Raw genomic sequence first — 24157 nt, 5'->3', positions numbered from 1 at the left:
GTGGGAGCCGGGCACGCGCACAGGCTGTACCGGCACGGGCACTCGCCCGTGCACGGCCTGCCGCCGCACACCAAGCTCGCCGCCGCCTTCCTGTTCGTGGTGGTGGTCGTGTCCACTCCGCGCGAGGCGATGTGGGCGTTCGCGGCGTACGCCGCCCTGCTCGCCTGCGTCGCGTACCACGCGCGCGTGCCCGCCGTCTTCCTGCTCAAGCGGCTGCTGATCGAGGTGCCGTTCGTGGCGTTCGCGGTGCTGATGCCGTTTGTGGCGGAGGGCGAGCGGGTGCACGTAGTGGGGCTGTCGCTGAGCGTGAACGGCCTGTGGGGTGCCTGGAACGTGCTGGCCAAGGGCACGCTCGGTGTCGCCGCCTCCGTCCTGCTGGCCGCCACCACCGAGCTGCGCGAACTGCTGCTGGGCCTGCAGCGGCTGAAGCTGCCGCCCCTGCTGGTCCAGATCGCCTCCTTCATGATCCGCTACGGCGACGTCATCACCGACGAGATGCGCCGGATGCGGATCGCCCGTGAGTCGCGCGGTTTCGAGGCCAGGGGCGTACGGCACTGGGGCGTGCTCGCCAAGTCCGCCGGCGCGCTGTTCATCCGCTCCTACGAGCGCGGGGAGCGCGTCCACCTGGCCATGGTGAGCCGCGGATATGCCGGTTCCCTGCCGGTCATCGACGAGGTGACCGCGTCCGGTGCGCAGTGGCGGCACGCTCTCGCACTCCCCTGCGCCGCCCTTGTCGTCTGTCTGCTGGGATGGATCCTGTGAGTACTGCTTCCCTGGAGGTCTCCGGCCTCGCCTTCGCCTACCCCGACGGCCACCAGGCCCTGTTCGGCGTCGACTTCACCATCGCGCGCGGGGAGCGGGTCGCGCTGCTCGGCCCCAACGGCGCCGGCAAGACCACCCTGGTGCTCCACCTCAACGGCATCCTGGGCGGCGGCACCGGCACGGTGACGGTGGCCGGGCTGCCCGTCGGCAGGCAGCACATGGCCGCGATCCGGCAGAAGGTCGGCATCGTCTTCCAGGACCCGGACGACCAGTTGTTCATGCCGACCGTGCGGGAGGACGTGGCGTTCGGGCCGGCCGCCGCCGGGATCAAGGGGGCCGCGCTCCAGGAACGGGTGCGCACCGCGCTGGAGCGGGTCGGCATGCAGGACTTCGCCGACCGTCCGCCGCACCACCTGTCCTTCGGGCAGCGCCGGCGTGTGGCCGTGGCCACCGTGCTCGCCATGGAGCCGGAGATCCTCGTCCTCGACGAGCCGTCGTCCAACCTCGACCCGGCCTCCCGCCGCGAACTCGCCGACATCCTGCGCTCCCTGGACGTCACCGTCCTCATGGTCACCCACGACCTCCCGTACGCCCTGGAGCTGTGCCCGCGCTCGCTCATCCTCAGCGACGGCGTGATCGCGGCCGACGGCCCGACCGCCGGGCTGCTCTCCGACGACGCGCTGATGCGCGCCCACCGCCTGGAGCTGCCGTTCGGGTTCGACCCGGCGTCCGTGACAATGGGCGCGTGACGAACGAGGACCATGCCGTCGAGGGCTCGCTGCTGCTGGACGACCAGCTGTGCTTCGCGCTGTACGCCGCGCAGCGCGCCGTGACCGCCGCGTACCGTCCGCTGCTGGACGACCTCGGTCTCACCTATCCGCAATACCTCGTGCTGCTGGTGTTGTGGGAGCGCGGCGAGACCAGCGTGAAGGAACTGGCGCGCGCCCTGCGTCTGGACTACGGGACCGTCTCGCCGTTGCTCAAGCGGCTGGAGGGGGCGGGTCTGGTGCGCAGGGAGCGCGCGGCCGGCGACGAGCGCTCGGTGCTCGTCGCGTGCACGGGGCGCGGCGAGGAACTCAAGGAGCGCGCGGCGCGCGTACCCGGCGCACTTGTCACCACGACGGGCCTCGGCGCGCAGGACATCGCGCGGTTGCGTGAGGAGCTCTGGAAGCTCACCGAGCGCGCCGACGCGGCGGCCGACCGGCGCTGACCCCCGGCTACCCGCGCTCACCACCCCGGAGTGGCACCTGTCGCCACCCCCGAGTAGCACCTGTCGCCACCCCCCGAGTGCCACCTGCTGACCCGCCGGCAAGTACCTTGTGCACGATGTACTTGTGCGCCACTTTTCCGGGGGAGGCCGGCCATGACCGAGGACACCGCTGTCGACACCCGTCCGACGAAGATCGTGTACGTCGCCGAGGCCACCGCCCACGGCGGTCGCGACGGCCATGTCACCAGCCAGGACGGCCGGATCGCGCTGAAGGTGGCGATGCCCGTGGAGCTGGGCGGTGACGGCAGCGGCACCAACCCGGAGCAGCTCTTCGCGGCCGGTTACAGCTCCTGCTTCCACAACGCGCTGATCCTCGTCGGCAACCGCGCGGGCTACGACCTGACCGGCTCCACGGTGGCCGCCAAGGTCGGCATCGGCCCCAACCGGCACCACGGCTACGGCCTCGCGGTCGCCCTCAGCGTCTCCCTGCCGGTCCTGGACCCGGACCTGGCGGCCCGGCTGGTGGACGCGGCGCACGAGGTCTGCCCGTACTCCAACGCGACCCGCGGCAACATCGACGTAACGATCCTGCTGGGCTGATCCCACCGAGGAATCACAGGCACGCGGTCCGCGTTGCACCCACTGTCGCAGGCGAGGGGCCGGTGATCGAAAGGACGGCGGGCGTGGACGTGAACGGCACAGTGGCCGAGGGCTTCGAGCCGGTCAGGGAGGCGTTCGCAGCGAACTTCGCGCTGCGCGGGGAACGCGGCGCGGCCGTCGCCGTGTACCGCGACGGGCACAAGGTCGTCGACCTGTGGGCCGGCACCAGGGATGTGGACGGCACGGCTCCCTGGGAGCCCGGCACCGCGCAGATCGTGCGCTCGGCCACCAAGGGTGTCGCCGCCGCCGCGCTCCTGCTGCTGCACCAGCGCGGCGAACTGGACCTGGACGCCCCGGTCGGCGCGTACTGGCCCGAGTACAAGGCGGCCGGCAAGGAGCACACCCGCGTCCGGCACCTGCTCGCCCACCGGGCGGGCGTGCCCGTGCTGGACCGCCCCCTGACCCCCGCCGAGGCCGCCGACCCGGACCTGGGCGCGGCTGCCGTCGCCGCGCAGGCCCCGGTGTGGGAGCCGGGCACCGACCACGGCTACCACGCCCAGACCTACAGCTGGCTCACCGGCGAACTGATCCGGCGGATCACCGGCCGCCCGGTCGGCGAGTGGATCGCGCACGAGATCGCCGGCCCCGTCGGCGCGGACCTCTGGCTCGGCCTGCCGGAGTCGCAGCACGCGCGCGTGGGCCGCGTCGGCCCGGTCGAGGCGCCCGAGGCCGCGGGCGGCCTGAAGACCCGCCCCAAACGGGCGATGGCCGAGGCCTACGCCGACCCCGACTCGCTGACCCGGCGCGCGTTCGCCGCGATCACCCCGCTCCCCGACGAGAACGACCCCGCCTACCGCACGGCCGCCCTGCCCGCCTCCAACGGCATCGCCACCGCCGACGGGCTGGCCCGCTTCTACGCCTCGCTCATCGGCGACGTGGACGGCGGCACCCGGCTGTTCACCCCTGCAACGGGCGCGCTGGCCCGCACCGAGCAGTCCGCCGGGCCGGACCGGGTCCTGGTGGCCGGCACCCGGTTCGGCCTCGGCCACATGCTGCACGGCGCCGCGTCCCCGCTGCTCTCCCCCGGCTCCTTCGGCCACCCGGGCCGGGGCGGCGCCCTGGCCTTCGCCGACCCGGAGACCGGCATCGCCTTCGGCTATGTCACCAACGGCTTCCGGAAGAGCGTGACCGCTGACCCGCGGGCGCAGGCGCTGGTACGGGCGGTCCGCGCGGCGCTCGCACCGGGCCGCCGTACGCACGGCGTCGTACAAGGCGCCGTCATACGTTGATCGTGTGCGAGGTCCGTCCGGACTCCGCGTCGATCTCGTCGTGGGCCTTGGTCAGCAGTTGCATGGCCAGTTCGTTGAGGGCACGTGCGCCGGCGATCTCCTCGCCGACCCTGGGCTGGTTGGAGTCGACCCGGTGCCGGGTGGCGTGGCCGTGTGCCCGTACCTCCGTACCGTCGGGCAAGCGCACCAGGGCCGCCGCCTTGGTGTGCTGATCGTCCTCCATGAACTCCAGCTCGACATGCCATCCGACAGCTGTGCGCATCATGACGATCACCTCCGGGGACAGCTGATTCCAGCTGTTTCCAGGGTGCTCCCGTGCGCGGGGAACGTCACCTCGGCGGCGCGGTCGCGCCGTCCTGCCCGGGCTCGCCGAAGCTGGCGAAGTACGCGGCGGCCATGTCCTCGTCGGCGTGGCCCAGGGCGGCGGCGCGGGCGAACCGTTCCGCGGCCGCGGCGGCGACGTCCAGCCGTACGCCGCCGCGTTCGCCGGCCTGGACGATGAGCCGGGCGTCCTTCTCGGCGGTGGCCACCGCGAACGACGGCGGGGACAGCGTGCCGTCCAGCACCAGCGCGGCCTTGGCCCGCAGGTAGCCCATGTCGAGCGGGCCGCCCTCGATGAGGTCGAAGAAGCCCTGCGGATCCACGCCGAGGGCCTGGGCGAGGGCGAGGACCTCACCGGTGGCGGCGGTGGCGGCGAGCACCCAGCTGTTGGCGACCAGCTTCAGCCGGCTGGCGCTGCCGGCGCCGCCGTCGGCCCCCGTCCACATGGTCTTCTCGCCGACCGCGTCGAAGACGGGCGCGACCGTCGCCCGCCCCTGCTCGGGCCCGGCGGCCAGCACGGTCAGCCGGCCGGCCTCGGCGGGCTGCTTGGTACCGAGGACGGGAGCGTCGTAGAAGACGAGTCCGTGCTCGCGGGCGAAGGCGGCCAGGCCGCCGATCAGGTCGACGCCGACAGTGGTGCACTGCGCCCACACGGTGCCGGGCCGCAGGGCCGGTGCCGCCTCGCGCATGACGTCGAGGACGGTGTGGCCGTCGTACAGCATCGTCAGGACGGCGTCGGCGCCCTCGACGGCCTCGGCGGGGGTGCCGGCGATCCGCGCGCCGTCGGCGGCGAGCGGCTCGGCCTTCTCGCGAGTGCGGTTCCACGCGCGCACCTCCAGCCCCGCCCGGCACAGGTTCCGGGCCATCGCGGCCCCCATGATGCCGGTGCCCAGCACGCTGACGGTCGGCTTGTCGGTCATGAACGGCTCCCTGTCGTTCCCGTTGCGCCCGGATGCTCCCGGATGCTCCTCACCACCCCTACCCGCCTACCCCGGGTGCATCATCAGCCCGATGCCCACCACCAGCAGTCCGGCCGCGGCGATTCTGGGCGCCCCGAACCGCTCCTTGAAGAACACCGCGCCGATCGCGGCGCCGACGATGACCGAGGACTCGCGCAGGGCGGCGACCGGCGCGAGTTCGGCGCGGGTCTGGGCCCACAGGACCAGGGCGTACGCGGTGACGGACAGGGCCGCGCCGAGGAGGCCGAGGGCGGCGTACGGCCTCAGCAGCCGGACGGTGCCGGCACGCGCGCGTGCGTACATGCAGCCGGGAAGGACGACTCCCTGGACGGCCATCAGCCAGGCGATGTACCCGAGCGGCGCGTGCGCCGCCCGTACCCCCAGGCCGTCGACCACCGTGTACACCGCGATCGTCAGCCCGGTCGCGAAGGCCGCGCCGATCGCCGCCCAGTCGGGCCGGCGTCCGCGCAGCCCCCACAGGCTGACGCCCATGAGCCCCACGCAGGACACGGCGATCCCGGCCAGCGCCCGGTCCCCGGGCACCTCGTGCGCGAGGACGGCGGCCAGCACGGTGACCACGAGCGGGGCGCTGCCGCGCGCGATGGGGTACGCCTGCCCGAAGTCGCCGAGCCGGAAGGAGGTCATCAGCAGGGCGTAGTAGGCGATGTGCACGCCCGCCGAGACCAGCAGGTACGGCCAGGCGGGCCCCGCCGGGAAGGCCGTGAACGGCGCGATCGCGAGCCCGATCAGCACCCCGCCCCCCGATATCAGGGCGAATCCGACCAGTTTGTCGGTGATGCGGTGTGCGATGGCGTTCCAGCTGGCGTGGGTGACGGCGGCGAGCAGGACGGCGGCCGTGACGAGCGGCGTCACGCGCTCTGCTCGCGCACGTCCACCAGGTCGGCGCCGGCATGGGCCACGAGCACCTTCGGCTCGATCGGGAAGACGGTGTACGGCGTGCCGGCCGCCGCCCACACCACGTCGTGCGCGAGCAGCGAGCGGTCGGCGAGGACACGCGTGCGCGTGCGGTGCCCGAAGGGCGGCACACCGCCGATGGCGTACCCGGTGGTCTCCCGCACGACGCCGGCGCCGGCCCGGGCCACCTCCCCGGCGCCCAGCACCTCGCGCACCCGCTCCACGTCCACGCGCGAGGCACCGTCCACCAGCACCAGCACCGGGACGCCGTCCGCGGCGAAGACCAGCGACTTGCAGATCCGGCTCACCCCGCACCCGATCGCGGCGGCGGCCTCGGCGGCGGTCCGGGTGGCCTCCGGGAAGCGCAGGGTCTGCGCGAGCAGGCCGTCGAGGCCGAGGGCGCGCAGAGCTTCGGCAAACCGCGGGTGGGCCCGGGACTCGTCGTCGGTGGCGGCTGTCGTCGTCATGCCGGGCACGCTACGCCAACGCCGAAGCCCCGCTCACGGCGTTTTCTCCGCACTTTCAGACGACGCCGAGCGCATGCGGAAGACCGGCCGGTGAGGGCAGTTCCGTCCCGCGGAACCCTCACCGGCCGGTCGCCGTCGGCCGGAAGCGGTGCGTCAGGCCCGTACCAGCTCCCGCTCCTCCTCCCTGCCGGACGGGGTGCGCAGGCCCTCACCCTCGACGTCCACGTTCGGCAGCGCGCGGTCCAGCCACTTCGGCAGCCACCAGGCCCGCCTGCCGAGCAGGGCGAGCACCGCCGGGACGATGGCCATGCGGACGATGAACGCGTCGAAGAAGACGGCGACCGCGAGGCCGAAGCCGATCATCTTGACCATCGACTCGGTGGAGCCGATGAAGCCGGAGAAGACGGCGATCATGATGACGGCGGCGGCCGTGACGACCCGCGCGCCGTACCTGAAGCCGGTGACCACGGCCTGGCTGGGCGTCTCGCCGTGGACGAACGCCTCCCGCATCCGGGTGACGAGGAAGACCTCGTAGTCCATCGCGAGGCCGAAGACGACGCCCACCATGAAGATCGGCATCATCGACATGACCGGGCCGGTCTGCTCGACGTTCATCAGGCCGGACAGCCAGCCCCACTGGAAGACGGCGACGACCGCGCCGAGCGCCGCGAGCACGCTCAGCAGGAAGCCGAGCGCCGCCTTCAGCGGGACGAGGACCGAGCGGAACACCACGATCAGCAGCAGGAAGGCCAGGCCGACGACCAGGGCGAGGTACGGCAGGAGCGCGTCGTTCAGCTTCTGCGAGACGTCGATGTTCATCGCCGTGGAGCCGGTGACCAGCACCTTGGAGCCGGTCTGCTCGGCGATGTCCGCGCCCTTGCCGCGGATGGCGTGCACCAGGTCCTCGGTGGTGCGGGAGGACGGCTTGGACCGCGGTACGACGGTGATCGTCGCGGTGTCGCCGGCCTTGTTGGCCAGGGCCGGGGTGACCGTGACGACGTCCTTCAGGCCCTTGATCTCGTCGCCGACCTCTTTGAACGCCTTCTTGGGACGGGCGCTGTCCTTGGCGTCGACCACCACCATCAGGGGGCCGTTGAAGCCGGGGCCGAAGCCCTCGGAGAGCAGGTCGTAGGCGCGGCGCTGGGTGGTGGAGGCGGGCTGGGAGCCGTCGTCGGGCAGGCCCAGTTCCAGGGAGGCGGCCGGGATCGCCGCCGCGCCGAGGCCGAGGACGCCGAGGAGGAGGACGGCGACCGGGCGGCGTACGACGAAGCTCGCCCAGCGGGTGCCCATGTTGGGGCGGCCGGGCTTCTTCGGCGTGCGGCCGCCGCCGAGCAGCTTGCTCTTCTCACCCGCCGGCTTGATCCTGCGGCCCGCGTAGCCCAGCAGCGCCGGGATCATCGTCAGGGCGATGAGGACGGCGATGGCGACCGTGCCCGCCGCCGCGATGCCCATCTTGGTCAGCATCGGGATGTCGACGACCGACAGACCGACCAGGGCGATGACGACGGTGAGGCCGGCGAAGACCACCGCCGAGCCCGCCGTGCCGACGGCGCGTCCGGCCGCCTCCTCGCGCTCGCGGCCCTCGGCCAGTTCGGCGCGGTAGCGGGAGACGATGAACAGGGCGTAGTCGATGCCGACGGCCAGTCCGATCATGGACGCCAGGGTGGAGGTGGTGGAGCCGAGATCCAGGGCGCTGGCGAGCGCGGTGATCGTGGAGACGCCGATGCCCACTCCGATGATGGCGGTGAGCAGCGGGAATCCGGCCGCGAGCAGCGAACCGAAGGTGATGACGAGGACGACGGCGGCGATGGCGATGCCGATGACCTCGCTGGACCCGGTCTCCGGGGCGGCGCTGAGCGCGTCACCGCCGATCTCGACGGTCAGCCCGGCGTCCCGCGCGTGCTGCGCGGCCTCCTTCAGGGCGTCCTTGGCGGAGTCCTCCAGCTCCATGCCGGAGACCTTGTACTTCACCGAGGCGTAGGCGATCGTGCCGTTCCCGCTGACGGCGTGCCCGGTGTAGGGGTCGGCTACGGAGGCGACCTCGGAGCCGCGCCGCAGCTCCTTCACCGTCTTCTCGACGGTCGCCTTGTTGCTGTGGCCGGTCATCTTCTCGCCGCCGGGCGCCTTGAAGACGACCCGCGCGGTGGCGCCGTCGGCGCTCATCCCGGGGAAGCGCTGTTCCAGCAGGTCGAAGGCCTTCTGCGCCTCGGTGCCGGGGATGGAGAAGGACGTGTTGCCGGCGGTCGGCGCGGAGGCGGCGCCCACCCCGGCGAGGGTGAGCAGCGCGACCCATATCAGGGCGGCGAAGTGGCGTCGCCGGAAGGCGAGCCGGCCGAGTTTGTAGAGGAACGTGGCCACGAAGGCGTACTCCCGGTCAGGTCGTGGGGTTCATCAGGGCAGGGGTGATCAGCCCGACGACGTGAGCGGTGACGTCAGTGGTGGGCTTCGCTGGGGAGAGGGTTCAGCTGGTGAGCAGCTCCCGATCAGGGATGATCAGGAGCAATCAGGAGTGATCAGGTGGTGGGGACGCCGAGGGCGGGGAGGACCACGGCGTCGATGTACGACAGGAGGAAGGCCTGCGTCGGCGGCTGCTCGTCGATGATGGTGCGGGCGGCGAACCCGCCGATCATCATGTGCATCACGTAGTCGATCGCCGGGTTGTCCGCACGGACCTCGCCCCGGTCGACGGCCCGTTGCAGCACGCGGCGGAACTCCGCCATCTCCGGCTCGATGAGATGGTCCCGGAACGCCCGCAGGAGGTCCGGGTTGCTGTGGACGGCCATGGCCAGTCCGCGCATCAGCGCGGAGTTCTGCTCCATCTCGCAGTCGTCCGAGGCCCGCGTGAGGGCGTGCAGGTCGCCCCTGAGCGACCCGGTGTCGACGTCCCCGACCCGGCCCGGCTTGGTGTGCCGTACCGCCTTCGCGACCAGCTCGGCCTTGCCGCCCCACTGGCGGTAGAGCGTGGCCTTGCTGGAGCGGGTGCGGGCGGCGACGGCGTCCATGGTGAGGGCGTCGTACCCGACCTCCCGGAGCAGGCCGAGCACGGCCGCGTACAACTCGGCCTCGCGCTCGGGCGTGATCCGGCTGCGGCGTCCCGGTGCGAGCGCCGGCTCCGCCGGAGCGGCTGACGCAGCGCCCTCGGGTGCGGCCTCGGTCATGCCACTCACCTCCGCTCCGGTCCCTGTCTGCTGTGTACACCCTGAAGATACCCCGCCCAGGATGCGAAACGAAACTGTTTCGTACGTGCCCTGGGTCACGAGTGTGAAAGACGCATAAGTTGCTGCGCCCCCGCCCGCGGAAAAGCATGGGGAGGTGAGCTATCTGCGCTTCCCCCACCTCAGCGGCGACCTGCTGTGCTTCGTGGCCGAGGACGACCTGTGGCTGGCCCCCCTCGACGCTCCCGGCCGTGCCTGGCGGCTCACCGTCGACCGCACGAAGGACGGGCACCCGCGTTTCTCGCCCGACGGCCGCCACATCGCGTACACGAACTGGCGCAGCCTCGTACCCGAGATCCACCTCGTGGGCGTCGAAGGCGGCCCCGCGCGGCAGCTGACGTACTGGGGCAGCACCGACACCCAGGTCTGCGGATGGACACCCCCCGACGCGGAAGGCAACGCCGACATCCTGGCCGTCGCCTCCCACGGCGAGCCCTTCTCCTACTTCACCTGGGCCTACAAGGTGTCCACCGACGGCGAACCGGGCCGCAAACTGCCCTGGGGCCCGGTCTCCGACATCCAGGTCGCCGACATCGACGGACAGCACAAGACCCTGCTGCTCACCGGCACCCCGCCGCACGAACCGGCCTCCTGGAAGCGCTACCGCGGCGGCGCCACGGGCCGCCTCTGGCTGCACGGGCAACGGCTCCTGCCCGACATCGGCGGCCATCTGGCCTGCCCCATGTTCGTCGCCGGCCGGATCGCCTTCCTCTCCGACCACGAGGGCGTCGGCAACCTGTACTCCTGCGCCCACGACGGCACCGACCTGCGCCGCCACACCGACCACGACGCCTTCTACGCCCGGCACGCCTCCAGCGACGGCAGCCGCGTGGTCTACCAGTGCGCGGGCGACCTGTGGCTCGTGGACGACCTCTCCCCGGACGCCGTACCGCGCAAGCTGGACATCCGCCTCGGCGGACCGGCCACCGGGCGCCGCCGGTACCAGGTGCCGGCCGCGCAGAACGTCGACGGCATCTCCGTGGACGACACCGGCCGGGCCAGCGCCGTCGTCGTACGCGGCAGCCTGTACTGGCTCACCCACCGCGACGGCCCCGCCCGTACGATCACCGACACACCCGGGGTGCGGGTACGGCTGCCGGAGATGCTGGGCACGACCGGCCAGGTCGCGTATGTGACGGACGCCGAGGGCGAGGACGCCGTCGAGATCGCCCAGCTCCCCCGCACGACCGGCGACCGCGCTCCCCGCCGGGTCGCCTCCGGCGCACTGGGCCGCGTCCTGGAGATGATCTCCGACCCCCTGGGCGAACGGCTGGCGATCGCTTCGCATGACGGGCGGCTGCTGCTGATCGATGCGGGGGAGGAGGCGGGGGCTGAGGAGGCGGGGGCTGGGGAGGCCACAGAGGCCAGCACAGAGGCGGTAGAGGCATTTGGGACTGGGGAGGCCACGGACGCCGGGGACGCCGGGGACGCCGGGGACGCCGGGGACGCCGGGGAGGGTACGCAGGGGGCCGGGTCCGAAGCAGGCGCCGGCGAACAGGACGCCGTAGCCGCAGCAGGCGCCGGGGGGCAGGACGCCGTAGCCGCAGCGGCCGCCGGAGAGCAGGGCACCGGACATGGGGAAGCCGCCGGGGAGCAGGGCGCCGGGCCCGGGGAAGCCGCCGTAGGCCCGGTCACCGAGCTGATCCGCTCCGTCAACGGCCCCGTCCGTGACCTCGCCTTCTCGCCGGACGGCGCCTGGCTCGCCTGGTCCCACCCGGGCATCGGCCGCTCCCTGCGCCAGATCAAGCTGGCCCGTATCAAGGACCGGCTGATCGTGGACGTGACCAACGGGCGTTTCGAGGACGAGAACCCCGTCTTCACCCGCGACGGCCGCTATCTCGCCTTCCTCTCCTGGCGCGGCTTCGACCCGGTCTACGACGTCCACACCGGCGACCTGTCCTTCCCGCTCGGCTGCCGCCCGTACCTCGTCCCGCTGAACTCGGCGACGCCCTCGCCCTTCGCCCTGAACCCCGAGGGCCGTCCGGCGGCCGGCGGACTCGACCCGGCCGAGGACGAGGAGACGGGCGAGGCCGGCACGGTGACCGTGGAGGTGGAGGGCCTGGCGATGCGGGTCACGCCGTTCCCGGTCATCGCCTCCAAGTACTCCGCGCTGCACCCGGTCGCCGGCGGCGGCCTGGTCTGGCTGCGCTGGCCGATCTCCGGCGCGCTCGGCGAGACCTTCGCCAACCCCTCCGACATCAGCGGCCGCCCGACCCTGGAGTACTTCAACCTCACCAAGGCGAAGAAGTCCGAACTGGTCGACCACCTGGACTGGTTCGCGGTCAGCGGCGACGGCACCCGCCTGGTCGTCGTCGACGAGGGCGACCTGCGCGCGGCCCCCTCCACCGAGCCGGGCGACAGCGACACGACCGTCTGGATCGACCTGCGCCGCCTCCTCCACGCGGTCGACCCGCCCGCCGAGTGGCGTCAGGCCTACGACGAGGCGGGCCGGATCATCCGCGCCTACTTCTGGGACCCGGGCATGAGCGGCATCGACTGGGACGCGGTGCTCGACCAGTACCGGCCGCTCGTCGAACGGGTCGCCTCCCCGGACGAGTTCGCCGATCTGCTGCGGGAGGTCCTCGGCGAACTGGGCACCTCGCACGCCTACGTCACCGCCGCCCGCCGCAACGAGGGCCCGCCCCACTACCAGCGCTGGCAGGGCCTCCTCGGCGCCAACTTCGTGCACCGGGAGGAGGGCTGGGTCGTCAAACGCATCCTGCCCGGCGACTCCTCCGACTCCAAGGCCCGCTCACCGCTGGCCGGCACGGGCATCCGCGAGGGCGCCGTCCTCACCCACGTCGACGGCCGCCCGGTGGACCCGGTGACCGGACCGTACCCGCTCCTCGCCGGCTCCGGGGGTACGACCGTGGAGCTGACGTTCACCCCGCCGGAGGGGCAGCCGGGCCGGGCCCGCCGGGTCGCCGTCGTCCCGCTGATCGACGAACGGCCGCTGCGCTACCAGGACTGGGTGGCCAAACGCCGCAACGTCGTCCGGGAGTTGAGCGGCGGCAAGTGCGGCTACCTGCACATCCCCGACATGGGCGGCTCCGGCTGGGCCCAGTTCAACCGCGACCTGCGCATGGAGGTGTCCCGGCCGGCCCTGATCGTGGACGTGCGCGGCAACGCGGGCGGGCACATCAGCGAACTCGTCATCGAGAAGCTGACCCGGACGATCCTGGGCTGGGACCTGACACGGGACGCGCAACCGGTGTCGTACACCTCGAACGCGCCGAGGGGCCCGGTCGTGGCCCTCGCCGACGAGGCGACCTCCTCCGACGGCGACATGATCACGGCCGCCTTCAAGCTGCTGAAGCTCGGCCCGGTGGTCGGGCAGCGCACCTGGGGCGGCGTGGTCGGCATGACCGGCCGCCACCGGCTGGGCGACGGCACGGTCATCACCGTACCGATGAACGCGGCCTGGTTCGACGCCTACGGCTGGTCCGTGGAGAACCACGGCGTCGCCCCCGACCTGGAGATCCTGCGCACCCCCCTGGACTGGGCGGAGGGCCGCCACGCCCAGCTCGACGACGCGGTCCAACTCGCCCTGGAACTCCTGGAGTCCAACCCGGCGGCCGTCCCCCCCGACTACAGCGAGACCCCCGACCGCTCCCGCCCCAAGCTGCCGCCACGCCAGTAGCCGCAAACGCAGGGCACTCTCCACAAGTGCAGGGCACCCTCCACAAGGGAGGGTGCCCCACGTCACACCGGCCAGAGCCGAGCGCAGCGACTACGCGTCGTAGTCCCGGTCCAAGCGGTCTTCCATCTCCGCTTCCGTGTCCTCGATGTCGCGCATGTTCTCACGACCGCGCTGGGACTGCTGCTGACCGCGCTGCGGCTGCTGCTGACCGCGCTGGGACTGCTGCTGGCCACGCTGGGGCTGCTGCTGGCCGGCCCGCTCCCGGGCCTGACCGATCTTCTGCTTGCCCTGTTCCTGCCACTCGTTGGCCTTGTCCTTCATACCCATGTGGGTTCACTCCCGTAGTGGGTGAGGTGGGGGAATCGGCCCCCCTCGGGGGGCCTCACCCAGATTCACACGGCCGACCACGGTATGCATGTGGATCAGTCACGGTGCGTAGCGCGCGCTGCTTCGTCGGCCGCTCCGCCCGCGCCCACGAGTCCCGAGCGCATCCCCTGCAGGCGCGGCGCGAACCGCTTCATCTCGCGCTGCCCGACCGTGCCGATGAGCGCCGGCAGATATCCGCGCACGCCCTGCATGCCGCGCAGCCACCACTGCCCGTACACATGCGCCGAGCGCCGCTCGATCCCGGCGACCAGCCGGTCCACCGCCGGTCCCAGCGGGTACGTCTTGTTGGACGGCCACGGCAGCCGCTGCCGCAACTCCCGCATGACGTCGTCCTGGTCGGCGCCGCGCACCATGTCGGTGTCGGTCCAGGACAGGTACCCGACGCCGACGCGCACGCCCTGGTAGCCGACCTCGGCGCGCAGACTGTGCGCGTACGCCTCCACACCCGACTTGGACGCGCAGTACGCCGTCATCATCGGCGCCGGGGTGATCGCGGCGAGCGAGGCGATCTGCAGCAGATAGCCCCGGCTCTCCACCAGCACCGGCAGGAACGCCCGCGCGGTCACCGCCGACCCGATCAGGTTCACCTCGATCACGCGCCGCCATGCCTGCGGGTCGGAGTCGGCGAACGGGCCGCCCGTCGCCACACCGGCGTTGGCCACCACGATGTCGACCTTCCCGAACCGCGCCTTCACCTCCTGCGCGACCCGGCCCATGGCCTCATGGTCGGTGACGTCGGCGTACCAGTGGGCGCTGTCGCTGTGCAGGCGCGAGGAGACCTCCTTGAGCGCCTCCTCCTCCAGGCCGACCAGCGCGACCTTCGCGCCGCGCGCGGAGAGCTTGCGCGCCAGCAGCTCACCGACCCCGCGCGCCGCTCCGGTGACGACCGCGACCTGCCCTTCGAGGCTGACCCTGCTCATGCGCCCTCCTTGGTCTGCGCCGGGGTGGAACGGCGCTCGTCGTGCTCGTCGTCGGGGTCGGTCCCGGTGACGGTGACGTACGTGGTGACGAGTTCCCGGATCCTGTCGATCACCAGGTCGGGAGCCTCGATCGGGGTCATGTGGCCGACGCCGGCCGGCTCGGTGAGGCCGACGCAGTGCGGCAGCGCGGCGACCAGCGCACGTGCGTGCACCGGGGGCGTGAGCCGGTCGGACGCGCCGTGCAGCACCGCGGTGGGCGCGTGCAACTCACGTACGCCGTGGTCGAGATCGAGCGCCTCCAGCACGCCGGCCCAGGCGTGGCGCACGGCGCGCGGGCAGGCGTGCACGATCCGCGCACACGCCTCCACCATGTGCGGGGCGGAACCGGCGCCCATGGTGGCGTACTTGAGGATGCTCTTCGCGACCGGCGTGACCGGTCCGAGCGGGGCGCGTGATCCGAGTACGCGCCCGGTGATCCAGGTGCGCACACGCCCGGCGCGCAACGGCACCACCCGCGACTCCGCGACCAGCCGCGAGCTGCCGGTGCTGCACAGCAGGACGGCGGCGGCGTGCTCACGGAACCGGGGGCGCGTGGCTGCGGCCATGACCGTCATCCCGCCCATGGAGTGGCCGACGATCAGCGCCTTCTCCCCGCGCGCGAGTGTCTGCGCGAGCACCGCTTCCAGGTCGTCCGCCAGCGCGCGGGTTGTGCACGTGGGGCTCGCGGGGCTACGCCCGTGCCCCCTCTGGTCGTACGCGATCACCCGGTGGTCGGCCGCCAGGTCCCGTATCTGCGCCGCCCAGAAGGCGGTCGAGCAGGTCCAGCCGTGGGAGAGGACGACGGGGGGCGCGTCCTTCGGGCCGTGCACCTCGACGTGCAGCCGCGCGCCGTCGGCGGAGAAGACGGTGAGTTCGCGGGAGGGGACGGGCGGGGCATAGGGGCCGGAGGTGACGGAGGTGACGGAGGTGACGGAGGCGCGGCGGCTCATGCGACGGCCTCGCTCCGCTTCCCGGGCGCTGCCGCCGGCGTGCGGATGACCTCGTACTCCCCCAGGTCCACCCGCCGGGTCGCGCGCCGGAACTCGGACGTCGTACCGGGCCAGATGGTGGTGTTGCGGCCGCTCGCGTCCAGGTACCAGCTGGTGCAGCCGCCGGTGTTCCACACGGTGCGCTTCATGCGCTCCTGCACCCTGTGGTTCCAGTGCTCGACGGCCGCGGGCCGGGCATCGAGGGCTGTACGGCCTCCGAGGACGTCCAGTTGGCGCAGATAGTCGGCCATGTAGTTCAGCTGGGACTCGATCATGAGGATCATCGAGGAGTTCCCGAGGCCGGTGTTGGGTCCGATGATCGTCATCCAGTTCGGGAACCCGGCGACGGCGGCGCCGCGCAGCGCCTGCATGCCGTTCTTCCAGGACTCGGCGAGCGTGACGCCCTCGGCCCCGATCACCCGCTCGGCGATCGGCATGTCCGTGACGTGGAAGCCCGTACCGAAGACGATCGCGTCGACCTCGGCCTCGGTGCCGTCGGCCGCGACGGCGGTCGAGCCGCGGATCTCGCTGAGGCCGCCGGCGACGACGTCCACGTTCGGCTCGGCCAGCGCCGGGTAGTACGTGCTGGACAGCAGGATCCGCTTGCAGCCGATGCGGTAGTCGGGGGTGAGCTTGGCGCGCAGGGCCGGGTCCTTGATGGCGCGGGCCATGTTGCGCTTGGCGAGCCGCTCCACGAGGCCGAGTTCGTCGGGGTGCCTGGTGAACGCCTGGACCTGCAGCTCCCGGATGCCCCACAGCAGGCCGCGCCTGAGCTGGGTGGTGAAGGGCAGCGACCGGTGCAGCCGGCGCTCGGCGCCGCTGATGGCGCGGTCGACGCGGGGCATGACCCAGGGCGGGGTGCGCTGGAAGAGGGTGAGCCGGCCGACCTGCGGCTGGATGGCGGGCACGATCTGGATGGCGGAGGCGCCGGTGCCGACCATGGCGACGCGCTTGCCGCGCAGGTCGTAGTCGTGGTCCCAGCGGGCGGAGTGGAACACCTTGCCCGGGAAGGAGGCGAGGCCCGGGATCTCGGGGATCTTCGGGTCGGACAGCGGCCCGGTGGCGGAGACGACGACGTCGGCGGTGAGCGTGCCCCGCGCGGTCTCGATCTGCCACCGCAGGTTCCCGGCGTCCCAGGTCATCAGCTTGACCTCGGAGTCGAAGCGGAGGTGCGGGCGCAGCCCGAAGACGTCGGTGACGTGCTCCAGGTAGGCGCGGATGTGCTCCTGCCCGGAGAAGGTGCGCGGCCAGTCGGGGTTGGGGGCGAAGGAGAAGGAGTAGAGGTGGGAGGGCACGTCACAGGCGCACCCGGGGTAGCTGTTGTCCCGCCAGGTGCCGCCGACGCTGTCCGCCCGCTCCAGGACGACGAAGTCGGTGATCCCTTCGCGGCGCAGCCGCACGGCGGCCCCCAGCCCGCCGAAGCCGGACCCGATCACCGCCACCCGTACATGCTCGTGCTCGGCCATCGACGAAGCCTCCACGCATCACCTAGGAACCCAGGAACTCTGCCAGTGAACACTGGCGCAATGGGACTGTAGAGCAGCTCCGTACCGAGCGGTAGGGGTCGGAGTAAGGAAGTTACCGGCGGTACACCATAGGCTGCGGGCGTGGCAGAGGACGCAGAACACCAGGAAGCCGGCCGCGAGTACCGCATGGAGGAGCTGGCGCGGCTCGCCGGCATCACCGTGCGCACCCTGCGCTTCTACCGCGAGCGCAAGCTGATCCCCCCGCCCCGCCGCGAGGGCCGCATAGCCTGGTACGACGACCACCACCTGGCCCGTCTGCGCACCATCGCCGCCCTGCTGGAGCGCGGCCACACCCTGAACGGCATCGCGGAACTCGCGGAGGCCCTCGACCAGGGCCGGAACGTCGCCGACCTCCTCGGCGTCGGCCCCCCGAGCGAGGAGGAGCCGGTCCGCCTCACCCCCGAGGAACTCGCCGCCCGCTTCGAGGGCGAGGTCACCCCCGAGAACCTCGCCGCCGCCCTGGACCTGGGCTACCTCGGCACCGACGGCGACGAGATCGTCCACATCAGCCGCCGCCTGCTGGACGTCTCCTCCGCCCTGGTCCGCGAGGGCATCCCGCTCGGCGAGGTACTCACGGCCGCCGCCCGCGTCCGCGAACACGCCGACGCACTGGCCGCACTCTTCACCGACCTGATCCTCCGCCACGCCCGCCGGGAGGACCTCCAGCGCCTGCGCCCGCTGGCGCGCAGCGTGGTGGAGGCGGAACTGTCCCTGGCGCTGGACCGGTGGACCAGCAAGCGGGACTAGGACCCTAGAGGTCGTAGACGACGGTCACCGGCGCGTGGTCGGACCAGCGCTCGGCGTGCGTGGCCGCGCGCTCGACGAAGCCCTTGACGGCCTTGCCGGCGAGACCGGGCGTGGCGACGTGGTAGTCGATGCGCCACCCGGAGTCGTTGTCGAAGGCCCGCCCCCGGTACGACCACCAGGTGTACGGTCCCTCGACGTCCGGGTGCAGGGCCCGTACGACGTCGACGTAGCCGCCCTCCTCGGCGGCGAACACGCGGCCGAGCCACTCGCGCTCCTCGGGCAGGAAGCCGGAGTTCTTGGTGTTGCCGCGCCAGTTCTTGAGGTCGGCCTGCTGGTGGGCGATGTTCCAGTCGCCGCACACGACCACCTCGCGGCCGTCGGCGGCGGCCCGCTCCCGCAGTTCCTTGAGGTGGCCGAGGAACTCGCCCATGAAGCGGACCTTCTCGTCCTGCCGCTCGGTGCCGACCTCACCGGAGGGCAGATAGAGGGAGGCGACGGTGACGCCGGGCAGGTCGGCCTCGACGTAGCGGCCGCTGCCGTCGAACTCGGCCGAGCCGAAACCGACGCGGACCCGGTCGGGCTCACGCCGGGTGTAGAGGGAGACGCCCGCGCGGCCCTTGGCGGCTGCCGGGGCGTGCACGACGTGCCAGCCGTCGGGCTGCCGCACCTCCTCGGGCAGCTGATGCGGCTCGGCGCGCACCTCCTGCAGGCAGACGACGTCCGCGGAGGTCTGCGCGAGCCACTCCACGAAGCCCTTCCTGGCGGCGGCTCGCAGTCCGTTCACGTTCACCGAGGTCACAGTCAGCACCAGGGCACGATACCGGCACACTGGACGGGGCCCGGAAAGCCCAGCGCCCCCACCCTCGCATAGAAGTACGATGCCCAGCATGCATATACGTCGTGTTCGTTTCGATCACCCTGATGCCGTCAAACTCAACGACGAGGTCCAGGCCGAGTACGCCGAGCGTTACGGCGACGACGGCGACGCCACCGTCCTCGACGCGGCGGACTTCGACCCGCCCCACGGCGTCTACCTGATCGCGTACGACGAGTTCGACCGCCCCGTGGCCACCGGCGGCTGGCGCAGCCAGGACCGCAACGAGGAGGGCAACCTGGACGGCGACGCCGAGTTGAAGCGCATGTTCGTCATCGCCGAGATGCGCGGCCGGGGCCTGGCCCGCCGGATCCTGGCGGAGCTGGAGGAGGACGCCCGCATGGCCGGCCGTGTCCGCATGGTCCTGGAGACGGGCTCCAAGCAGCCGGAGGCCATCGCCCTGTACACCTCCAGCGGTTACGAGCCGTGCGCCAAGTTCGGCTACTACCGCCACCACGAGGAGAGCCGCTGCTTCGCGAAGCGGCTGTGAAGACGATGAAGCCCCGGTCGACTTCCGCCGACCGGGGCTTCATGCTGCGTGGACCTGAGGGGATTTGAACCCCTGGCCCCCTCGATGCGAACGAGGTGCGCTACCGGACTGCGCCACAGGCCCTTGCAACGAGTGAAACTTTAGCATCCCGATCGGGGTGCTTGGAAATCCGCTCCCTGACTGGTCAGCAGGCATTCCCGAAGTGTGGCGGCCGTCACTCGTTGGCGGCGCGGGGGCGGTCGCCGTCCTCGTACTGATCGAAGAGCGGCGTGCCGCCGCGCTCGCGCGCCCGGCGCGCGGAGGCCGCGCGGCGCGCGTCGCTGCGACCGCTGGCCGGCTTGCCCTCGGCCGCGGGCGCCGGCTCGGCCGCCCCGGCCTGCGGCGCGTGGCTCGCCTCGTGCTCCGGAGCCACCGAGCTGGAGCGCGCCGAACTCCATGTGCCGGGCGCGCCCAGGTCCACGTCGGAGGTCGCACGCGGCGCGACCGGCGCGGTCACATACGTCGGCAGGGGCACCGGCACCGGGTCCCAGCTGTCCCCGCCGGGCCGTCGCTGCCGCTCGCGCTGCTGGTCGACCCACTCGGCGTGGTCCGTCTGCTCGACCAGGGCGCGCCGGTCCGCGGCGAGCGCGGCGAGCCCGGTGTCCGTCCCGGCCTGTGAGGCCTCCTCCGTTTCCTCCGCGCCGGGGTCCGCCTCGGCGGGGGCGCGCCGGCGCGGCTGGCGCGCCCGCAGCCGCTGGGCGGCGTCCTCGGCGCGCCGGCGGTCCATCTGATACGCGAAGCGCCGGCGCTCCTGGGAGCGCAGGTAGGCGATGTACGCGCTGAGCAGCACGGCCGGTACGGCCGGCGCCCACAGGAAGGCGAAACCGCCGACGGCGGCGACGATGGCGCCGAACGTGAAGGCGAGGAAGAGCACCACAGTGGTGCGCCGGCGGCGCGCGAGGACCTTCGAGCGCTGGGCGCGCGCCGCGGCCGCCTGCGCCGAGGGCGTGCGCCGCGCGGACGGCACTCGCTTCTGCGCGGGCACGGAGCCGGACGCAGACGCGGGCGCGGCACCGGAGGAGCGCACGGCGCCGGACGCGGGCGCGGACGCGGGCTTGGGCACCGGCCCGGAGGCCTGCTCGCGTGCCGGTTCCGCCTTCGCGGGCGCGTCGAGGTCGGCGCCGGCGTGGACCTGACGGCGGGTCGGAGGCATGGCGAAGGCCCGGACGTCCACCGAGTCGGTGACGGCGTCCGGATCGCCGGTGTCCGGCTCCCCCTCCTCGGTGGAGCGCGCCCGCAGGTCCTTGGCGTACCGGCGCTCCATACCCGCCCTTCCGGACAGCAGCCGGATGGCGGTGCTGAAGCGTTCCGTCGGACGGGCCTCGTTCAGCTCGTCCTGCCTACGGAGCCACATCGGCACCAAGTAGGCGGCCCAGGCCCCGACAATGACTGCGTAGATGAGGCCGCTGCTGCTCACGTCTCACACCGTAGAGGGGTTTGCGTGAGGCCATCCGCCAATTGGGCCGGTGTGTCGCACGATCTGGCTGATATTTCCAGCTTCTTTTGCGACCGATGCGATCAGCCGACCACCTCGGGACCGAATTCGATGCATCCAAGGCGGTCAACGCCCGCTCAATTTCGAACACATATTCAATTTCCCGTGTTCTGGGGTTTCTGCCGCACCTGCGGGGAGCCTGCCCGGTGCCACCGTGCGAGCAACCCGTCGGGCACCTCTTCCGCAGTGAGCGCGAACACCAGATGGTCGCGCCAGGCCCCGTCGATGTGCAGATAACGCGGCCGGAGCCCCTCCTCGCGGAAACCGAGTTTCTCCACGACCCGGCGGCTGGGCCGGTTCTCGGGGCGAATGCAGACCTCGATGCGGTGCAGGCCGACCATGCGGAAACAGTGGTCCACCACGAGCGCGACGGCCGTCGGCATCACCCCGCGTCCGGCCACGGCCTCGTCCACCCAGTAGCCGATGTGCCCCGAGCACATCGACCCCCAGGTGATCCCGGCGACCGTCAACTGCCCGACGAGCCGCCCCTGGTACTCGATGACGAACGGCAGCATCCGGCCCGCGTGGGCCTCGGAGCGCAGGTGCCGGACCATCTGGCGGTAGGTCGGCCGGTGCGCGATCGGCCCGCTCGGCGTGGGCGGCGGAATGGTCGCCTCCCAGGGGCGCAGCCAGTCCCGGTTGCGCCGGTTCACCTCGCGCCAGGCCCGCTGGTCGCGCAGCTTTATCGGACGGAGGACGACATCGCCGTCCGCCAGCACGACGGGCCAGGAAGGGCTGTTCAGCTCGCACCCCCGCTGCTGGGTCTGGGGTGGTCGCCGCCGCGGATCTGGTCGACGGCGTGGACCAGCAGGGGCTCCAGCACGGCGAGGCCGTCCTTCACCCCGCCCGTGGAGCCCGGCAGATTGACGATCAGGGTCCGTCCCGCCACCCCGGCCAGGCCCCGGGAGAGCGCCGCGGTGGGAACCTTCTCCCGTCCGAACGCCCGGATGGCCTCCGCGATGCCCGGCACCTCGTGGTCGATCACCGCGCGGGTCGCCTCGGGCGTGCGGTCGGTGGGCGAGATCCCGGTGCCGCCGGTGGTGACGATGACGTCGTACCCGGCGTCGGCTCCCGCGCGCAGGGCCGCCGCCACGGGATCCCCGTCCGGGACGACCTGGGGGCCGTCGACATCGAACCCGAAGCTCTTCAGGCCGTCGGCGACCAAGGGGCCGCCCTTGTCCTCGTAGACGCCCGCGGCGGCCCTGTTGGAGGCGGTGACCACCAGAGCGCGGTAGCTCATGCCCGGCTCCAGTCGCCCGACTTGCCGCCCGTCTTCTCCTCCACCCGTACGTCCGTGATGACCGCTCCCTTGTCGACCGCCTTGACCATGTCGATCACGGTGAGCGCGGCAACCGTCACGGCGGTGAGGGCCTCCATCTCGACGCCTGTGCGGTCCGTCGTCCTCACGGTGGCTCGGATCTCCACGGCGTCGTCCGCGACCGACAGATCCAGTTTCACACCGGACACCGACAACGGGTGGCACAGCGGGATCAGATCCGGGGTGCGCTTGGCGCCCATGATGCCGGCGATACGCGCGGTGGCGAGTGCGTCCCCCTTGGGCATCCCCTCGCCGCGCAGCAGCTCGACCACGCGGGACGAGACGAGGACGCGGCCGCTGGCGCGGGCGGTGCGCACGGTCACGTCCTTCTCGGACACGTCGACCATGCGGGCCGCGCCCGCCTCGTCGATGTGCGTCAGTCGGTCCTGCGCAACGGGTCCGGGGGTCTCCCCCCGGAAAGACTCAGTCATGCTGTGTGCCGCTCCCGGTCCGGGCCCGTCACAGTGCGGTGCACGGGCCTGCTGTGCGCGACACGGTACCCCCAACCAGCGGGGCTCAGCCGAGCAGGACCACCTCCACCTCGGTGCCGGGCTCGACGGACGCGACGTCCTCGGGGACGACGATCAGCGCGTCGGCGTGTGCCAGCGCGGCGATCAGGTGCGAGCCGGTGCCGCCCACGGGGGTCACCTGGCCGTCGCCGTAGGCACCGCGCAGGAACTGCCGGCGCCCCTGGGGCGAGTGCAGCGCCTTGTCCGCCTTCAGGGTGGCGCGGACACGGGGCCGGTGCACGTCCGTGAGGCCCATCAGGGCGCGGATGGCGGGACGGACGAACAGCTCGAAGGAGACGTACGACGACACGGGGTTGCCCGGCAGGGCCAGCAGCGGCGTGTGGTCGGGGCCGATGGAGCCGAACCCCTGGGGCTTGCCGGGCTGCATGGCGAGCTTGCGGAACTCCACGCCGCTGCCCGCCTCGTCCTCGTCACCGGCGTACGACAGCGCCTCCTTGACCACGTCGTACGCCCCCACGCTCACCCCGCCCGTGGTCACCAGCAGGTCGGCGCGGACGAGCTGGTCCTCGATGGTGGAGCGGAGGGTCTCGGCGTCGTCGGCGACGGCGCCCACCCGGTAGGCGATGGCGCCCGCGTCCCGCGCGGCGGCGGTCAGGGCGAAGCTGTTGGAGTCGTAGATCTGGCCGTCGGCCAGTTCCTCGCCGGGCTGGACGAGTTCGCTGCCGGTGGACACGACGACCACGCGCGGGCGCGGGCGCACGCGTACCGTCCCGCGGCCGATCGCGGCCAGCAGAGCGATCTGCGGCGGGCCGAGCACCGTTCCGGCTTCCAGGGCGCGGTCGCCGGCCTTCACGTCGCTGCCCTTGGCGCGCACGTGCGCGCGTGGCTCGGCGGGGCGGTGCACGCGCACGTGCCCCTCGGCGCCTTCGGGGGCGAGGCTGCGCGCGCGCATGCCGCTGACGGGTCCCTCGCCGAGTCCGCCGTCGGTCCACTCCACCGGGACGACGGCTTCGGCGCCGGGCGGCAGCGGGGCGCCGGTCATGATGCGGGCGGCCTGGCCGGGGCCGACCCGGACCGGGTCGGCGGCGCCCGCCGCGACGTCACCGACGACCTCCAGGACGGCCGGGAACTCCTCGCTGGCGCCGGCGACGTCCGCGACCCGCACCGCGTACCCGTCCATGGAGCTGTTGTCGAACGGCGGCAGGGACACCGGCACCGTGACGTCGTCGACCAGGACGCAGCCCTGGGCGTCGAGCAGGTGCAGCTCGATGGGTTCGAGGGGGCGGACCGTCGAGAGGATGTCCTCCAGGTGATCGTCCACCGACCACAGCTGGTCCCGGCCGGCGGGGCGGGTCGCGGCGCTGCTCAAGATTGCTGCATCTCCTCGGCTACGTAACTGCGGAGCCAGGTCCGGAAGCCCGGGCCCAGGTCTTCACGTTCGCACGCGAGTCTGACAATGGCACGCAGATAGTCGCCACGGTCGCC

The 24157-nt window shown here is 72.5% G+C and carries 24 protein-coding genes, 1 tRNA gene and 1 pseudogene; 8 read left to right on the top strand and 18 right to left on the bottom strand.

Annotated features, from left to right (window positions below):
* From cbiQ to ABT171_RS25655, 5 genes are all read left to right on the top strand, one after another.
* Positions 1-762 (top strand): cobalt ECF transporter T component CbiQ, encoded by a 762-nt coding sequence (gene cbiQ / locus ABT171_RS25675; protein ID WP_351247636.1) that lies wholly within the window; start codon positions 1-3, stop codon positions 760-762.
* Positions 750-1511 carry an energy-coupling factor ABC transporter ATP-binding protein gene (locus tag ABT171_RS25670; protein ID WP_351247634.1) on the top strand — a complete coding sequence of 254 codons (762 nt, stop codon included), beginning with the start codon at positions 750-752 and terminating at the stop codon, positions 1509-1511. The genes cbiQ and ABT171_RS25670 overlap by 13 nt, the downstream gene beginning before the upstream one ends.
* The gene (locus ABT171_RS25665; RefSeq protein WP_351247632.1) at positions 1508-1972 is read left to right on the top strand and encodes a MarR family winged helix-turn-helix transcriptional regulator; all 465 of its coding nucleotides are present in this window, start codon (positions 1508-1510) and stop codon (positions 1970-1972) included. The genes ABT171_RS25670 and ABT171_RS25665 overlap by 4 nt, the downstream gene beginning before the upstream one ends.
* 153 nt (positions 1973-2125) lie before the next feature.
* Positions 2126-2572, top strand: coding sequence for an organic hydroperoxide resistance protein (locus tag ABT171_RS25660; RefSeq protein ID WP_351247630.1), 447 nt, complete (start codon positions 2126-2128; stop codon positions 2570-2572).
* A gap of 83 nt (positions 2573-2655) precedes the next feature.
* Positions 2656-3861: a serine hydrolase domain-containing protein gene (locus ABT171_RS25655; protein ID WP_351247628.1), complete on the top strand. Its 1206-nt coding sequence runs from the start codon at positions 2656-2658 to the stop codon at positions 3859-3861.
* On the opposite strand, the gene ABT171_RS25650 is transcribed toward ABT171_RS25655, so the two are convergent.
* The 6 genes from ABT171_RS25650 to ABT171_RS25625 all read right to left on the bottom strand — a co-directional run bounded on the left by ABT171_RS25650 (position 3851) and on the right by ABT171_RS25625 (position 9681).
* Positions 3851-4126 carry a DUF1876 domain-containing protein gene (locus tag ABT171_RS25650; protein ID WP_351247626.1) on the bottom strand — a complete coding sequence of 92 codons (276 nt, stop codon included), beginning with the start codon at positions 4124-4126 and terminating at the stop codon, positions 3851-3853. The genes ABT171_RS25655 and ABT171_RS25650 overlap by 11 nt on opposite strands.
* 64 nt (positions 4127-4190) lie before the next feature.
* Positions 4191-5102, bottom strand: a complete 912-nt coding sequence (locus ABT171_RS25645; RefSeq protein ID WP_351247624.1) for an NAD(P)-dependent oxidoreductase — start codon at positions 5100-5102, stop codon at positions 4191-4193.
* A 66-nt stretch (positions 5103-5168) separates the two neighbouring features.
* Positions 5169-6014, bottom strand: a complete 846-nt coding sequence (locus tag ABT171_RS25640) for an EamA family transporter (RefSeq protein WP_351247622.1) — start codon at positions 6012-6014, stop codon at positions 5169-5171.
* Positions 6011-6523: a YbaK/EbsC family protein gene (locus ABT171_RS25635; RefSeq protein WP_351247621.1), complete on the bottom strand. Its 513-nt coding sequence runs from the start codon at positions 6521-6523 to the stop codon at positions 6011-6013. The genes ABT171_RS25640 and ABT171_RS25635 overlap by 4 nt, the downstream gene beginning before the upstream one ends.
* A gap of 153 nt (positions 6524-6676) precedes the next feature.
* A complete protein-coding gene (locus ABT171_RS25630) occupies positions 6677-8881 on the bottom strand; it encodes an MMPL family transporter (RefSeq protein WP_351247619.1) in 2205 nt (734 codons plus the stop codon).
* Positions 8882-9036: 155 nt separating this feature from the next.
* Complete coding sequence (locus ABT171_RS25625) at positions 9037-9681, bottom strand: TetR/AcrR family transcriptional regulator (RefSeq protein WP_351247617.1); 645 nt, start codon at positions 9679-9681, stop codon at positions 9037-9039.
* 154 nt (positions 9682-9835) lie between these two features.
* Here ABT171_RS25625 and ABT171_RS25620 point away from each other — a divergent pair, with 154 nt between their 5' ends.
* Complete coding sequence (locus tag ABT171_RS25620; protein WP_351247615.1) at positions 9836-13378, top strand: S41 family peptidase; 3543 nt, start codon at positions 9836-9838, stop codon at positions 13376-13378.
* A 90-nt stretch (positions 13379-13468) separates the two neighbouring features.
* Here ABT171_RS25620 and ABT171_RS25615 read toward each other — a convergent pair whose 3' ends face one another.
* From ABT171_RS25615 to ABT171_RS25600, 4 genes are all read right to left on the bottom strand, one after another.
* Complete coding sequence (locus tag ABT171_RS25615; protein WP_351247613.1) at positions 13469-13705, bottom strand: hypothetical protein; 237 nt, start codon at positions 13703-13705, stop codon at positions 13469-13471.
* Positions 13706-13800: 95 nt separating this feature from the next.
* Positions 13801-14685 (bottom strand): SDR family oxidoreductase, encoded by an 885-nt coding sequence (locus ABT171_RS25610; protein ID WP_351247611.1) that lies wholly within the window; start codon positions 14683-14685, stop codon positions 13801-13803.
* Positions 14682-15674, bottom strand: a complete 993-nt coding sequence (locus tag ABT171_RS25605) for an alpha/beta fold hydrolase (protein ID WP_351247609.1) — start codon at positions 15672-15674, stop codon at positions 14682-14684. The genes ABT171_RS25610 and ABT171_RS25605 overlap by 4 nt, the downstream gene beginning before the upstream one ends.
* Positions 15671-17179, bottom strand: a complete 1509-nt coding sequence (locus ABT171_RS25600) for a flavin-containing monooxygenase (RefSeq protein ID WP_351247607.1) — start codon at positions 17177-17179, stop codon at positions 15671-15673. The genes ABT171_RS25605 and ABT171_RS25600 overlap by 4 nt, the downstream gene beginning before the upstream one ends.
* Before the next feature lie 186 nt (positions 17180-17365).
* Here ABT171_RS25600 and ABT171_RS25595 point away from each other — a divergent pair, with 186 nt between their 5' ends.
* Positions 17366-17986, top strand: a complete 621-nt coding sequence (locus ABT171_RS25595) for a MerR family transcriptional regulator (protein ID WP_351247909.1) — start codon at positions 17366-17368, stop codon at positions 17984-17986.
* A gap of 4 nt (positions 17987-17990) precedes the next feature.
* On the opposite strand, the gene ABT171_RS25590 is transcribed toward ABT171_RS25595, so the two are convergent.
* Positions 17991-18794 carry an exodeoxyribonuclease III gene (locus tag ABT171_RS25590; protein ID WP_351247605.1) on the bottom strand — a complete coding sequence of 268 codons (804 nt, stop codon included), beginning with the start codon at positions 18792-18794 and terminating at the stop codon, positions 17991-17993.
* Positions 18795-18873: 79 nt separating this feature from the next.
* Here ABT171_RS25590 and ABT171_RS25585 point away from each other — a divergent pair, with 79 nt between their 5' ends.
* The gene (locus tag ABT171_RS25585; RefSeq protein ID WP_351247603.1) at positions 18874-19350 is read left to right on the top strand and encodes a GNAT family N-acetyltransferase; all 477 of its coding nucleotides are present in this window, start codon (positions 18874-18876) and stop codon (positions 19348-19350) included.
* A gap of 49 nt (positions 19351-19399) precedes the next feature.
* On the opposite strand, the gene ABT171_RS25580 is transcribed toward ABT171_RS25585, so the two are convergent.
* The 7 genes and pseudogenes from ABT171_RS25580 to ABT171_RS25550 form a co-directional block, all read right to left on the bottom strand.
* Positions 19400-19473: transfer RNA gene (locus tag ABT171_RS25580), tRNA-Ala, on the bottom strand.
* Between the two features lie 91 nt (positions 19474-19564).
* Positions 19565-20806 carry a divisome protein SepX/GlpR gene (sepX, locus tag ABT171_RS25575; protein ID WP_351247601.1) on the bottom strand — a complete coding sequence of 414 codons (1242 nt, stop codon included), beginning with the start codon at positions 20804-20806 and terminating at the stop codon, positions 19565-19567.
* A 173-nt stretch (positions 20807-20979) separates the two neighbouring features.
* Complete coding sequence (locus ABT171_RS25570; protein ID WP_351247599.1) at positions 20980-21603, bottom strand: GNAT family N-acetyltransferase; 624 nt, start codon at positions 21601-21603, stop codon at positions 20980-20982.
* Between the two features lie 20 nt (positions 21604-21623).
* A complete protein-coding gene (locus ABT171_RS25565) occupies positions 21624-22124 on the bottom strand; it encodes a MogA/MoaB family molybdenum cofactor biosynthesis protein (protein WP_351247597.1) in 501 nt (166 codons plus the stop codon).
* Complete coding sequence (gene moaC, locus ABT171_RS25560) at positions 22121-22633, bottom strand: cyclic pyranopterin monophosphate synthase MoaC (RefSeq protein WP_351247596.1); 513 nt, start codon at positions 22631-22633, stop codon at positions 22121-22123. The genes ABT171_RS25565 and moaC overlap by 4 nt, the downstream gene beginning before the upstream one ends.
* Before the next feature lie 85 nt (positions 22634-22718).
* Positions 22719-24041, bottom strand: a complete 1323-nt coding sequence (glp, locus tag ABT171_RS25555) for a molybdotransferase-like divisome protein Glp (protein ID WP_351247594.1) — start codon at positions 24039-24041, stop codon at positions 22719-22721.
* Positions 24038-24157 (bottom strand): annotated as a pseudogene (locus tag ABT171_RS25550) (UTP--glucose-1-phosphate uridylyltransferase); the annotation flags it as partial. The pseudogene ABT171_RS25550 and the gene glp, both read right to left, overlap by 4 nt.

The sequence above is a fragment of the Streptomyces sp. NPDC001851 genome (genome assembly GCF_040297165.1).
Classification (GTDB): Bacteria; Actinomycetota; Actinomycetes; order Streptomycetales; family Streptomycetaceae; genus Streptomyces.
The sequence above is the reverse complement of the archived record's forward strand: the minus strand, read 5'-3'. Positions and strand labels throughout refer to the sequence as shown.